The organism is Myxococcus sp. MISCRS1, assembly GCF_026626605.1.
In the GTDB taxonomy this organism is placed as follows: domain Bacteria; phylum Myxococcota; class Myxococcia; order Myxococcales; family Myxococcaceae; genus Myxococcus; species Myxococcus fulvus.
This window is the reverse complement of sequence record NZ_JAPNKB010000001.1, coordinates 6,644,677-6,658,378: the sequence shown is the minus strand read 5'-3', so window position 1 is coordinate 6,658,378 and position 13,702 is coordinate 6,644,677. Positions and strand designations below refer to the sequence as shown.

Annotated in this window: 9 protein-coding genes; 7 read left to right on the top strand and 2 right to left on the bottom strand. The window is 70.6% G+C overall.

Annotation, left to right across the window (positions count from 1 at the left end; translation table 11 throughout):
* The first annotated feature begins 92 nt into the window (after nt 1-92).
* The 6 genes from OWM54_RS26545 (at nt 93) to OWM54_RS26520 (ending at nt 9,458) form a co-directional block, all read left to right on the top strand.
* Nucleotides 93-1,805, top strand: a complete 1,713-nt coding sequence (locus OWM54_RS26545) for a dipeptidase (RefSeq protein WP_223746933.1) — start codon at nt 93-95, stop codon at nt 1,803-1,805.
* 277 nt (nt 1,806-2,082) lie between these two features.
* Entirely contained in the window at nt 2,083-2,628 is a 546-nt protein-coding gene (locus OWM54_RS26540) for a MarR family winged helix-turn-helix transcriptional regulator (RefSeq protein ID WP_223747243.1), read from the top strand.
* A gap of 444 nt (nt 2,629-3,072) precedes the next feature.
* Entirely contained in the window at nt 3,073-6,216 is a 3,144-nt protein-coding gene (locus OWM54_RS26535; protein WP_267699301.1) for a DUF4175 family protein, read from the top strand.
* An 11-nt stretch (nt 6,217-6,227) separates the two neighbouring features.
* Nucleotides 6,228-7,982, top strand: coding sequence for a peptidase MA family metallohydrolase (locus tag OWM54_RS26530; protein WP_267699300.1), 1,755 nt, complete (start codon nt 6,228-6,230; stop codon nt 7,980-7,982).
* Between the two features lie 428 nt (nt 7,983-8,410).
* On the top strand, nt 8,411-9,118 hold the full coding sequence (locus OWM54_RS26525) for a DUF4142 domain-containing protein (protein WP_267699299.1): 708 nt from the start codon (nt 8,411-8,413) through the stop codon (nt 9,116-9,118).
* Between the two features lie 61 nt (nt 9,119-9,179).
* Nucleotides 9,180-9,458, top strand: a complete 279-nt coding sequence (locus OWM54_RS26520) for a hypothetical protein (RefSeq protein WP_141332695.1) — start codon at nt 9,180-9,182, stop codon at nt 9,456-9,458.
* Between the two features lie 74 nt (nt 9,459-9,532).
* Here OWM54_RS26520 and OWM54_RS26515 read toward each other — a convergent pair whose 3' ends face one another.
* Complete coding sequence (locus OWM54_RS26515; RefSeq protein ID WP_267699298.1) at nt 9,533-11,566, bottom strand: alpha/beta hydrolase family protein; 2,034 nt, start codon at nt 11,564-11,566, stop codon at nt 9,533-9,535.
* Nucleotides 11,567-11,786: 220 nt separating this feature from the next.
* On the opposite strand from OWM54_RS26515, the gene OWM54_RS26510 reads away from it, so the two are divergent.
* Nucleotides 11,787-12,407 (top strand): DsbA family oxidoreductase, encoded by a 621-nt coding sequence (locus OWM54_RS26510; protein ID WP_267699297.1) that lies wholly within the window; start codon nt 11,787-11,789, stop codon nt 12,405-12,407.
* A 26-nt stretch (nt 12,408-12,433) separates the two neighbouring features.
* On the opposite strand, the gene fliB is transcribed toward OWM54_RS26510, so the two are convergent.
* Nucleotides 12,434-13,696: a flagellin lysine-N-methylase gene (fliB, locus tag OWM54_RS26505; RefSeq protein ID WP_267699296.1), complete on the bottom strand. Its 1,263-nt coding sequence runs from the start codon at nt 13,694-13,696 to the stop codon at nt 12,434-12,436.
* Between the last annotated feature and the right edge of the window lie 6 nt (nt 13,697-13,702).

Genomic DNA, 13,702 nt, shown 5'->3' with positions numbered 1-13,702 from the left:
GACTGCTGGGTGAGGGGGCAAGCCCGGGGACGACCCGGCGCATCGCAACGGACGTTTGTATCCGGGCCCTGGCTGGTAGAGCATCCGCCGCCATGAACCGACGACTGCCCCGACTGCTCACCGCGCTGCCCGTGTCGGCCGCGCTGGTCGCTCCGCCCGTGCTCGCGTGTACCAGCATGCTGGTCAACAAGGGGGCCACGGCGGACGGCGCCACCCTGATGACGTACGCCGCGGACGCCCACGAGCTCTACGGCGAGCTGTACTACACGCCCGCCCGCCGCCACGCCGCGGGCGCCCAGCGCGACATCATCGAGTGGGACACCGGCAAGCACCTGGGGCGCATCCCCGAGGCCCCGGTGACGTACTCCGTCGTGGGCAACATGAACGAGCACCAGCTGTCCATCGGCGAGTCCACCTTCGGTGGCCGCAAGGAGCTGGAGGGCCCCGCCGGCATCGTCGACTACGGCTCGCTCATCTACATCGCGCTGGAGCGCGCGAAGACGGCGCGCGAGGCCATCCAGGTCATGACCACGCTGGTGGCCGAGCACGGCTACGCGTCCGGCGGCGAGTCCTTCTCCATCGCCGACCCCAAGGAGGCGTGGCTGCTGGAGATGATTGGCAAGGGCGCGGGCCAGAAGGGCGCCGTGTGGGTGGCGCGCAAGCTGCCCGAGGGCCACATCACCGCGCACGCCAACCAGGCGCGCATCGAGCAGTTCCCGATGAACGACCCGGAGAACGTGCTCTTCTCCAAGGACGTCATCTCCTTCGCGCGCGAGAAGGGCTGGTTCAAGGGCGCGGACAAGGACTTCAGCTTCGCCCAGACGTACAACCCGCTCGACTTCGGCGGGCAGCGCTTCTCCGAGGCGCGCGTGTGGAGCATCTTCCGGCGCGCGGCCCCGTCGAAGAACTTCGGCCCGGAGTACGCGGACGGCTCGGCGCCCAACAAGCGGCTGCCTTTGTGGGTGAAGCCCGACAAGAAGCTGTCCGTGCAGGACGTGATGTCGCTGATGCGCGACCACTTCGACGGCACGCCGCTCGACATGACGAAGGACGTGGGCGCGGGCCCCTACGCCCTGCCGTACCGGTGGCGGCCGATGACGTGGGAGGTGGACGGCAAGAAGTACGTGCACGAGCGCGCCATCTCCACGCAGCAGACGGGCTTCTCCTTCGTCGCCCAGATGCGCGCCTCCATGCCCGCCCCCATCGGCGGCGTGCTCTGGTTCGGCGTGGATGACACGTCCATGACGGTCTACACGCCCATGTACGCGGGCATCCGCGAGGTGCCGCGCAACTTCGCCCAGGGCGTGGCCAGCCGGGGCAGCTTCTCCTGGGACTCGTCCTTCTGGGTGTTCAACTGGGTGTCCAACCAGGCCTACGCGCGCTGGAGCGACATGTCCGTGGACGTGCACAAGGAGCAGGGCGCGCTGGAGGGCCAGTTCCTCGCGGACCAGGCCGACATCGAGCGCACCGCGCTGGAGCACTACAAGCGCAGCCCCGAGGAGGCCCGGCGCTACCTCACCGAGTACTCGCTCAGCCAGGGCGAGAAGGTCCACACGCGCTGGAGGAAGCTCGGCGAGACGCTGCTCGTGAAGTACATCGACGGCAACGTCCGCGACGAGCAGGGCAAGGTGAACCACCCCAAGTACCCGGACAGCTGGTACCGGCGCATCGCCCAGGAGCGCGGCAAGAGCATCCAGATGCCGCCCGAGCCCGAGGAGCCCAAGCCCGCGGCGCCCCCCGCGCCCGCCAACAAGGCGCCCCCCGCCCCGGCCGCCCCCAAGCCCACCGTGGCGCCCGCGCCCTGAGCGTCCCGCCCTCCCCTCCCGGGAGGGCCTCGGGCCTTCCATGTTCCGGAGTGCCCGCCGAGGAATCCGGCGCTCCGGCCCCCACCTGGCGGGGTGGGCGGCCGGGCGCTCCCCTGAGGGGTCCTGCGGGGCCGGGGCACGAAAGCCCCACCCTTCTGTCCTCAGTGACTGATAGACAACGCCATCTGGCGGCGGGGGACCCCGAGGATTGGACACCTCCCGCGGCTCCATGGACATGGCAGAGACAGGGAGACGGCAGGTGAAGGAAGATGAAGGCATGAAGGACGCGGCCACCGGGGAACCGGAACCTCACGAAGGCGAGCGGCTCAAGGGGCCGCCCCTCGGCGAAGTGCTCGAGTTCATGCGGCTGTTGTGGGCCGTGGACCACGGGCTCCAGTCCACCTCGAAGCGGATGGAGTCGACGCTGGGCCTGACGGGTCCGCAGCGGCTGGTCATCCGGCTGGTGGGCCGCTTCCCCGGCATCACCGCGGGGACGCTCGCGCAGATCCTCCACGTCCACCCCAGCACGCTGACGGGTGTCCTCAAGCGGCTGGAGAAGCGCGCCCTGCTGGAGCGCAAGTCGGATCCGCTCGACGGGCGCAAGGCGCTGTTCGCGCTGACCGAGGCGGGGCGCTCGCTCGACATCCCCTCCGAGGGCACCGTCGAGTCCGCCGTGCAGCGCGTGCTCGGGCGGCTGTCGCGCTCGCGCATCCTCGCCACCCAGGACGTGCTCACCGCGCTCGCGCAGGAGCTGGGTGGGCTGCAGCCGTCCGAGGTGGAGATGGGCGCGGACGAGGCGCGCAAGGAAGAGGTCCGCAAGTAGACCGTCGCCGAGCAGCGTCACGGCCCGCCCCCCTCGCGGGCCGAGGACCTCGGCGCGGCCCTCCGGAGTGAATGGCCCCGCGTGACTCGAGCGCGGCGAGGCGCCTCCGCCCCCTCCCGTTCGTCCGTGGGCCGCTCCCCCGCCTGCCCGCCGGACGAGGTGCTCGCCGTCCCGCGCCGAGGGGCACGTCCAAGCCAGGGGCCGTCGCCCACTTCCGAGTCATGACGGGCACTTGGCGCGCCCCGTCGGGACGAAGGGCACGGCCCTCGCGCGTTGCCTCCCGGACCCTCCGTCGGCCGCGTCCTTCGTGCGTCGGACACCCTCGCCGCGTCCCGAGCGAAATCGACGTGTCCAAGCTCCTCGCGGCGCGTCGGACGTTGCTAGAGAATCGGGAAATAGGCACCCCTGTCGGGGGTTGCCTCGCGAACGAGCGGACAGGACAGCGTGAATCTCGACACCCCGCAGAGCCCAGGCCCCGAGCTGCCGCCCCCGCCACCTCCCCCTCCGTCCGCCCCCGCGTCGAGGGGCCGGCGCTCGCGAGGCGAAGGGGTCCGGGCGCTCCTGGCCTCCGTGCGCCAGCGCCAGCGGCGCTACCTGTGGCTGCAGGGCACCGCGCTGGGGTTCCTGGCCGCGTGCGTCTTGTGGGTGGGCGGAGGCCTGCTGGGCCTGTGGGCGCCGCGCCTGGGCGGCAGCCTGCTGGGCCTGGCGCTGCCGGTGGGCGTGGCGCTGGCGTGTGTCTTCGGGCTGTGGCTCGCGCGCCGCCGCGTGGGGGATGACACGCTCACCGCGCGGCTCGTCGGTGAGCGCCGCCCGGAGCTGTCCCTGGACGTGCTCGCCGCCGTGGAGCTGATGCGCGAGGACGGCGCGCACGCCAACGGCTCGCCCGAGCTGGCCCAGGCCTTCCTCCAGCAGATGGACGCGCGCGTGCGCACCGTGGACGCGCGCTCCGTCGTCGACTCGCGCCCCGCGCAGCGCACCGCCCTGGCCGCCTGCGGCGTGCTGCTGCTGCTCGCGCTGGTGATGGGCCTGTTCGGCGAGAAGTGGGCCGCGGGCGTCCAGCGCGTGCTCGACACCGCGAAGACCCCCGAGGCCAAGGCCCAGGTGGAGCCGATTACCGGCGACATCGAGCTGACGTACCGCTACCCCGCGTACACCGGCCTGTCCCAGCGCACCGTCCCCGGCACCGACGGCGCGGTGAGCGCCCCGGCCGGCACGGAGATTCAAATCAAGACGCGCTCGGACCGCCCCGTGGAGCGCGCGGAGCTGGTCATCAACGGCGAGGCCCTGCCCCTCCAGGTGACGGGCAACCGGGATTTGACGGGCACCTTCGTCGCCAAGCAGGGCGGCCACTACCGCTTCGCCTTCTACGGCACGCGCGAGAAGCCCATCGCCGTGGGCCCCGACATCCCCCTCACCGTGGAGGCGGACAAGGCGCCGCAGGTGTCGCTCCTGACGCCCGCCGCGGAGCTGGAGGTGGACCCCGGCCAGAAGGTGACGCTCAAGTACGAGGCCACCGACGACTACGGCCTGTCCGGCCTGTCGCTCGTCTTCCGCACGCCCGGCGCGCAGCAGGACACGCGCGTGCCGCTCCGGCGCGAGGACGGCCGGCGGAGCCGCGACACGTACACGTGGGACCTGGGCTCGCTCAAGGTCGACGCGGGCGACCGGATTACATACTTCGTGGAGGCGCAGGACAACGACGCGGTGGAGGGCCCCAAGAAGGGCGTCAGCCGCACGCACGTGCTGCGCATCTACTCCGCCGCCGAGCACCACCGCGCCGCGCTGGAGAAGGCCGAGCAGCTCTGGGGCCGCATGGTGGACCACCTGGCGGACCGCCTGGAGGGGCCTGACCGCGCGAAGCAGAAGGACGCGCAGGCCATCGCCGCCGCGGGCGCGGTGGACACCAGCGGCCAGCAGCTCATCACCGACATGCGCACCCTGGCGCAGACGCTGTCGCGCGAGCGCGATGTCCCCACCGAGCTGGTCTCCGCGCTGGCCAACATCTCCGAGTCGCTGGGCAGCCACATCAACGGCACCGCGGACTTCCGCCGCCTGTTCCTGCGCACCCAGCGCTCGCGCGGCGAGGACTGGGGCACCGGCAACCGCCTCACCGCCGTGGTGACGGAGGAGATTACCGAGCTGGAGAAGGACATCCTCTACCTGGAGGCGCTGCTGGACCGGCAGAAGCTGGAGGCGCTGCAGGAGATGGCCAGGCAGCTGGCCGGCGAGCGCCGCGAGCTGTCGCGCCTCATCGAGGACTTCAAGGCCAACCCGGACGAGGCCGCGCGCCAGGCGGTGATGGAGCAGATTCAACAGCTCAAGGCGCGCATCCAGGAGCTGATGCAGCGCATGGCGGAGATGCGCAAGGGCATCCGCGACGAGCACCTCAACGCCGAGGCCCTGTCGGAGATGATGAAGGAGCAGGACCTGCAGTCCGCCCTGGACGACGTCGAGAAGCTGATGCGCGAGGGCAAGACGGACGAGGCGCTCGCGAAGCTGCAGGAGCTGGGCATGCAGATGGACGAGATGCTCAAGGGCCTGGACGACGCCAACGAGGAGTTCGGCGGCGAGCAGTACCCGGAGCTGGCCGAGAAGTTCGGCAAGTTCATGGAGGAGCTCAAGGGCACCGTCGACGAGCAGCAGCGCGTGGCGGAGCAGACGCGCCAGCTGCGCGACCAGGCCCGGGCGCAGAACAAGGAGAAGCTCTCCCAGCGCGGCGAGGCCATCAAGGACGAGCTCTTGCGCAAGGTGCAGCAGGCCCAGCAGAGCTACGACAAGCTCAACCCGGAGCACCTCAACAGCCGCGCCGCGCGCCCGCTGGAGGAGGCCCAGTCGGAGCTGTCCAACGTGGAGAACGCGCTGAAGGTGAACGACTTCGACCTGGCCGCCGAGGCCGCCGCCCGCGCCGAGGACGCCGCCCGCCAGCTGGCCGGCATGGGCGAGCAGCAGAAGCAGCTCGACGAGATGTTCGGCAACCCGCCCGAGGTGCGCCAGCAGTCCTCGGAGCTGGCGCAGCGGCTGGACCGCGACGCGCGCAACGTGCAGGACGTCAACCGCCAGCTCCAGAACCTCTTCCCGCCTCCCGGCTCGCAGCTGTCCCAGCAGGAGAAGCAGCAGCTGCAGCAGCTCGCCCAGCAGCAGCAGCAGCTGGAGCAGCGCGCGCAGGGGCTGCGCCAGCAGATGGAGGAGATGGAGCAGACCGCGCCCCTGTTCGGCGAGGAGGCCGCGCAGCAGATGGAGGGCGTGGGCCAGCGCATGGGCGAGGCCGCCCAGCGCATGCAGGGCAAGGACCCGGGCCGGGGCTACGGCGAGCAGCAGGCGGCGCTCGAGGGCCTGAAGCAGTTCCAGCAGCAGATGCAGCAGGGCCAGAAGGGCAGGAAGGGCGGGCTGCCGCTGCCGGGCGGAATGAGCGGGCGCAAGCAGGGCCAGTCCGGACGAGACCCCAAGGACCAGGTGGAGCTGCCCGACGAGGACGCCTTCCAGGCGCCCAAGGAGTTCCGCAAGGACCTGCTGGACGCGATGAAGCAGGGCGCGCCGGAGAAGTACCGCGAGCAGGTGAAGCGCTACTACGAGGAGCTGGTGAAGTGAGGGACGCCCGGATGAATCACTGGGGAGCGCTGGTGCTGGCGCTGGGCCTGTGCGCGGCCATGCCCGCCTTCGCGCAGGAGTCCTCGCTCAAGGACGAGGTGAAGACGCGCCTGGGCCAGGTGGAGTCGGCGCTGGATGACTGGGACGTGCCGGGCGCCCGGCGCGAGCTGTCCGAGGTGGAGGCGCTGATTCCCGCCGACGTGGAGCCCCTGAAGTACTACCAGGGCCGCGTGGCCTTCGAGGAGGGCCGCTACGACGACGCGGTGGGCCTGCTGCAGGGCGCCAACATCGAGGACAAGCCGGGCAGCTACCTGCGGCTGGCCAAGGACACGCGCGACATCGTCAAGAACCACCAGCGCGCGGAGAGCGAGCACTTCATCTTCCTCTACCCCAAGGGCAAGGAGGCGGTGCTGGTGCCGTACGCGCTGGAGACGCTGGAGGCCATCCACCGCGCCATGGCGGAGGACCTGGGCTGGACGCCTCCGGGCGGCAAGATTCGCGTGGAGGTGGTGAACAACGCGCGCGAGCTGGCCAAGGTCAGCACGCTCACCGAGAAGCAGATCCGCACCACCGGCACCATCGCCATCTGCAAGTTCAACAAGCTGATGGTGACCAGCCCCAAGGCGGTGGCGCAGGGCTACGACTGGCAGGACACGCTGGCGCACGAGTACATCCACCTCGTCGTCAGCCAGATGAGCCGCAACACGGTGCCCATCTGGTTGCACGAGGGCCTGGCCAAGTTCCTGGAGTCGCGCTGGCGCGGCAAGGCGGGCCTGGCGATGACGCCCTCCACGCAGGCCCTGCTCGGCAAGCGCGTGAAGGCGGACAAGCTCATCCCGTTCGAGAAGATGCACCCGTCCATCGCGCTCTTGCCCACCGCGGAGGACGCGGCCACCGCGTTCGCCGAGGTGTTCTACGCCATCGACTACGTGCACCAGTCCAAGGGCGCCGCGGGCCTGCGCGCCGTGGTGCAGGGGCTCAAGGCCGGCCAGTCCGACAAGAAGGCGGTGGAGACGGCCATGGGCATGCCGTTCGGCCTGTTCGAGAAGGCCTGGCTCGCCCACATCAAGAAGCAGCCCTTCCCCATGGAGTTGGTGCCGCGCGACGACCGCGTGGTGCTGAAGGAGGACGCCAAGGGCAAGGTGAAGGAGGACGGCGAGAAGAAGGGCCGTGAAATCTCCTTCGGTGACTTCAACGAGGTGCAGGAGGTCCCCGCGCGCAAGTTCGCGCACCTGGGGGAGCTGTTGCGCGAGCGAAACCGGGTGAAGGCCGCCGCCGAGGAGTACGCCAAGGCGCACAAGCTGGTGGGCGACAAGTACGAGTCCGTCTCCAACAAGTACGCGCTGACGCTCCTGGAGCTCAAGCGCCTGGACGAGGCGGAGAGCGTGCTGCGCGGCAGCCTGCGCGTGCACCCCGGCGCGCCCGCCACCAACGTGCACCTGGGCCGCATCCTCCTGCACCGCAAGGACTACCCGAAGTCGAAGACGGCGTACCTGGAGGCGCTCGCGTCGGACCCGTTCGACCCGGAGATCCACGTGGCGCTCACGCGCATCCACGGCGCGCTCGGCGAGGCAGAGCTGGCGACGCGCGCGAAGACGGCGACGGCGGTGCTCACGGGATTGAAGCCCGAAGAGGTGGACGAGCTGGCGCGCAGGTTCCTCCAGGAGGAGGCGGAGCTGTCCGGCACCAGCGTGCCCGCCTCCGGCGACGACAAGCCCAAGGCGCCCGCCGCTCCCGCCGCGAGCACACCCGACGCCGGCCGCTGAAGGCGCTCTGCGTTCGAGCGCGCCCGACGCCGGCTGCGGAAGGCGCTCTTGCCCTCGAGCGCTTCCGACGCCGACCGCTGAAGGCGGCCCGCCCTCGACGCAGGCCGTTGTTGAAGGAGCCTGTCGCCCGCGAACGCGGGCCACCCCGCACGTCCCTCGCGCCCGTCGGGCCGGGGAGCGAGCGGGCCTGTGCGCGCGCAGCCGACCTGTCAGGGGGTGCCTAGCTTCACGCCGGGGAAGTGAGGCACCCGACACCTCTGGTCCGACACCCGTACAGTCCCAGCGTTGACTGCCCCACGTCCTCATCGGCGTTCGTGCGCTGTCGCACGGACGCGCGCCGCTCCGCGCACCACGGACCATGCGTTGGCCCAAGGTGCGTGCCCGCGGCCCGACAGTGCTGGATTCCCGACGTGAAAGGAGCAGTCCACATGAAGCGCACCCTTCCTGGCCTTGCCCTCGCAGTCTCCCTGTTCACCGGTGGCGCGGCGCTCGCGCAGAGCGGCGCGTCGGCGACGCCCGCCATGAAGCCCTCGACGACGCAGAAGGGCATGGCCGAGTACCGCGGCTTCATGGCCCCCACCGATGAGAAGGCCCTGCTGGAGCGGCTGCACTACGCCAACCAGCAGGAAATCCAGGCGGGCCAGCTCGCGCAGAAGAACTCCCAGAACGCCGAGGTGCGCTCCTTTGGCGAGATGATGGTCAAGGACCACACCGCCATGGACGAGAAGCTCATGGCCTATGCGAAGAGCAAGGGCCTGAAGCTCTCGGACATGCCCAAGGCCATGAACGACGTGGAGAAGAAGATGATGGCCCAGGACAAGGCCACGATGGAGGAGCTGACCGTCCTCCAGGGCGCGCCCTTCGACTCCTGTTACATGGCGGCCCAGGTGGGCGACCATGACGCCGTGCTCGGCAAGGTGCTCGCCGCGCGGCAGGGCATGCCCTCGGCCAGTCCCGAGCTGACGGCGATGTTCACCGAGCTCACCCAGAAGGTCCCCGCCCACCGCGAGCAGGCCTGGCAGATTCTGGGCAAGCTGGATGACGGCATGGCCGTGGGCGGCTCCGGCGCCTCGCCCGCTCCGGCTGGCAACAAGGACCACGCGGGCCACGGCGACATGGGGACGAAGAAGAACTAGTCCCGCACGCCGCTCCGAGGGCTATTCCAGGACGTCACTGGGTGCGGTAGGACACCACGACATGTCCATCCGAACCCTCGCAGTGACGACCCTGGTGGCGCTCGGAGCGGTGCTCACCGGCTGCTCCAGCAACGCCGACACCATCTGTGACCTCCGCAAGGAGTGCTTCCCGGGCAGCGACGACACGGGCAAGTGCGCGGACCGCATCAACGACTGGGTCGACGACCGGGACTCCGACGAGCGGCGCGAGCGCGTGGCCGAGTGTGCCGACTGCATCTCCGACCGGAGCTGTTCGGAGTACCTGGAGCACTGCATCGACGAGTGCTTCGTCGTCCCCTGAAGCACCCCTGACATGGAAGGGCCCCTCGCGCGATGTTCCGCGCGAAGGGCCCCTGGGACGGCTTCAGGTGTGAGCTAGTTGCGCGTCCACTGGTCCAGCCAGCCGAGCACCTCGTCGTGCCACTGCAGGCTGTTGGCGGGGCGCAGCACCCAGTGGTTCTCCTCCGGGAAGTAGAGCAGCTTGGAGGGGATGCCGCGGCGCTGGAGCGCGGTGAAGGTGCCCAGGCCCTGCGTCTCCACGACGCGGAAGTCCTGGCCGCCGTGAATCACCATCATCGGCGTCTTCCACTTGCCCACGTGCTCGATGGGGCTGTGCTTGCGGTAGCCCTCGGGGTTCTCCCAGGGCGTGCCTTTGTGCTCCCACTCCGGGAACCACAGCTCCTCGGTGTCGAAGTAGCCCATGCGCTCATCGAGGATGCCGTCGTGGTTGACCAGGCACTTGAAGCCGTCCGCCCAGTTGCCGGCAATCCAGTTGATCATGTACCCGCCGTAGCTGGCGCCCAGCGCGCACTTCTTCTCCTTGGAGATGAACGGGTAGCGCTGCAGCGCGGCGGCCAGGCCCTTCTGCAAATCCTCGAGCGGCTTGCCACCCCAGTCGTCGCGGATGGCGTCGGTGAAGGCCTGCCCGTAGCCGGTGGAGCCGTGGAAGTCGACCATGACCGCCACGTAGCCGCGGCCCGCGTACACCTGCGGGTTCCATCGGTAGTGGAAGTGGTTGCCGAACGAGCCCTGCGGTCCGCCGTGGATGAGGAAGGCCAGCGGGTACTGGCGCTTCGGGTCGAAGTCGACCGGCTTCACCACGTAGGCGCGCACCGTCTCGTTGTTCCAGCCCGGGAACTCGAACTGCTCGAAGCCGCCGAAGCGCACGCGCGCGAGCGTGTCCTGGTTCACCTGGGTGAGCTGCTTGGTACCCGTGCCGTCCTGGTTCATGACGAACAGGTCCGCGGGCGAGTCCAGGTCATCGTGCACGTAGACCAGGCGGTTGCCGGCGGCCGGCTGCGGCGAGTCGTCCGTGCCGTCCTTCGTAATCTGCCGCACCTTGCCCGAGGCCACGTCCAGCGCGAACAGGGGCTGCTGGCCGATGTGGCCCGCGGTGGCGAACAGCGTCTTGCTGTCGGGGCTCCAGGCGAGGCCGCCAGCGGAGCGATCCCAATCCTCGGCGAGCACGCGCTCCTGGCCGCCGGGCCACGCGCGCACGATGACGCGGTAGCGGTCCGCCTCGTAGCCGGGGCGGGACATGGCCAGGTACGCGAGCGACTTGCCGTCCGGGCTGAAGACGGGGCTGGTGTCGGTGGCGCGGTTCTTCTCGGTGAGCTTGCGCGGCCTGGCCTTCCCGTCGATGGGGGAGACGAAGAGGTCCAAATCCGTGGACCAGGACTCGGTGCGGCCCACGTCGCGCGCGGTGAAGACGACGCTCTTGCCGTCGGGCGTGAAGGTGTACTCCTCCGGTCCGCCGAAGGGCTTGGTGGGGCCGTCCGCGTCCATGCCCTTCATCAGGTCCACGGGCGTGCCGCCGGCCACGGGGACGACGAAGATGTGCGAGCGGCGGCCGTCCTTCCACGTGTCCCAGTGACGCGCGAAGAGCTTGTCGTAGGTGCGGCCGGTGGCCTTGCGCTTGGAGCGCTCCGCCTCGCGCTGGGTGTTGCAGTCGAGACCCGCGCAGTCGGGGAACACCTCCATGGACACGGCCAGCCGCGCGCCGTCCGGGGACAGGCGGAAGGTGCCGACGTCCAGGGGGAGCTTCGTCACCTGGGTGGGCTCGCCGCCGTCGATGGGCAGGCGCCACACCTGGGAGGAGCCGCCGCGCGAGGACAGGAAGAAGAGGCTCTTGCCGTCCGGGGCCCAGGTGGGGTCCGAGTCCGCGTCCGGGTGCGAGGTGAGCTGGCGCGGGGCGCTCCCGTCGACGCCGACGAGCCACAAGTCCGTGCGGCCGCGGTTGGCCTCCAGATCCGTGGAGCGCAGGACGTAGGCGACCTGGGTCCCGTCGGGAGAGACGCGCGGGTTGCTCAGCCGGCGCATCGAAATCATGTCGTGGTGGTTGAACGGCTGGGTCTTGGCCGGCGCCGGGGTGGCGGCGAGGGCCAGGGCCGCGACAAGCGACAGCGGCAAGGTGTCCTCCTGGGGTGGGCCCGCGCGCGTCCATCCAGGCGAGCGCTCGGGCGGGGTTTTCGGGGGTGGACCGTGCCCGCTCCTCCGGGCGCTGTCCACCTTGGGGCGTCGGAACATGCGAGGGGCGCCCGTATGCCCGGCGCGTCATGGAAAGTGGGGTCGGGACTTCCCGGGAGCGGAAGCCATGACGTGACGCGCCAGTCCGGTTAGTGAGAGGGGCATGAGCCCACCCGTCAGCGTGCGTGTCTGGTCCGACTTCGTGTGTCCCTGGTGCTACGTCGGTCTCCAGGAGGTCAAGAAGCTCCAGCAGGAGTTCGACATCCAGGTGGACTGGCAGCCCTTCTTCCTGCGCCCGGAGACGCCGCCGGAGGGGCTGCCCCTGCCCGCGCACATCCGCGAGAAGATGAAGGACCCGAACAACCCCCTCAAGCTCCGCGCGGCGCAGGCGGGGCTGAAGATGGTGGACCGGGACGTGATTCCTTCCACGCGGCGGGCGCACCAGGCCACGGAGTACGCGAGGACGCAGGGCAAGCTGGAGCCGTACCACGCGGCCATCCTGCGCCGGTACTGGAGCGAGGGTCAGGACCTCTGGCAGTGGGAGACGCTCCGGGGCGCGGCCGAGGAGGTGGGGCTGGACGCGGACGCGCTCCAGCGCGCGGTGGAGGGGGGCGAGTTCGCGAAGGTGGTGGAGGACGCGGTGCGCGCGGCGCAGGAGATGGGCGTCAGCGCGGTGCCCACGTTCGTGCTGGGTGAGCGCTTCGGCATCCAGGGCGCGCAGGACTACGCCGTGTTCAAGCAGGCGATGGAGCGGCTGGGCGCGAAGCCTCGCACGACGACGTGAGGTGGGCGCGGGGCGACTCGCGCTCGCTACATGCCCTGGAGCAGCACGAGCATGCGCGGGAGCGAGTCAGGTCCCGCGCCGCCGGAGAGCCCCTGCGCGAGGTCGTGCAGCTCGGGTGATTGTTCCAGGTGCTTCGCGCTGAGCTGGAAGCACTCCACCGCCGCGGCGTCGAGGCGCGCACGGGCATCGCTCGGTGAGGGGTCTTCACACAGCGCCACGACCTCGGGATGTCCGAACAGCGCCCAGCGCAGCATCGCGGCGCGCAGGGTCAGCTTGAAGACGGAGTCCATCACCGAGGGGCTGTCGGTGAATGGGTTGCGCAGCCAGTGGTTCACCGCGTGGTGACGGAAGTACTGCTCGATGCGCTCGCCGAGCACGGGCTCCAGTCGGGCGCGTCGCTCGGAGTACTGGGCCCAGACGTCGTCCGGCGCGGCGCTCGGACCACCGTAGGACGCCTGGATGGCGCGGGCCCACGCCTGGAACCGCGCGCCCCGGACGCCGTCGATGCGCGCGCGCAGCACCGCGCCGCAGATGCCGGCCCACGGGCCGCCGGGCAGTCGCACCGAGGACACCATCGCGTGCAGCGCGTCCAGCGTCGACGGTGCCTCGAAGTCAGAGAGCGTCGAGAGGAGCAGTGCTTCGTCTCGAAACGCCTCCGTCCCCCGGAAGTAGAAGGCCCCGAGCCGCCGGGCCAGCTCCCCCAGCATGAACAGCCGCGAGGCATACGGGTACTCGCGTCGCTCCAGGATGCGCAGCGCCACTTCGCGCACCCGCGCCGCATGCCACGTCCACGCGTCGGCCGCGTCCTCTCCGCCCAGCGCTCGCGCCAGCTCGGGCCGCGCCGCGAGCGACGCGTCCACCGGCACGGGCTCCAGCGCGTCCTCCGCGAGCAGGCACAGGCGCACGACCTCCGGGCAACCGAACGAGCCCGTCACCTCCAACCGCCCTGCCCTGCGCGTGGCCACGCGCGGGAACACCGCGCACGCATCCGGCAACACCGCCTCGCCATACGCGCGATGCAACGAGCACAACTTCCGGGCATCGAGGAACGAGCACAGCCCGTCCTCGCGCTTCGCGATGTACGCGGCCTCCGCGCCCACGCCGCTGCCCGGGTCGGGCAGCACGAGCGCCTCGACCCGCGCCGCGTCCGGTCCTCCCGCCACCGCGTCGCGCAGCACCTTCCACCGCGCGTCGCTCACCGGCACCACGAGCCCCGCGCAGCACGTGTCCTCACACGTGTCCGCCAGACATTGGAAGCGCGTCAGATACCGGGGAGCCGTGGCGGACATGGACCT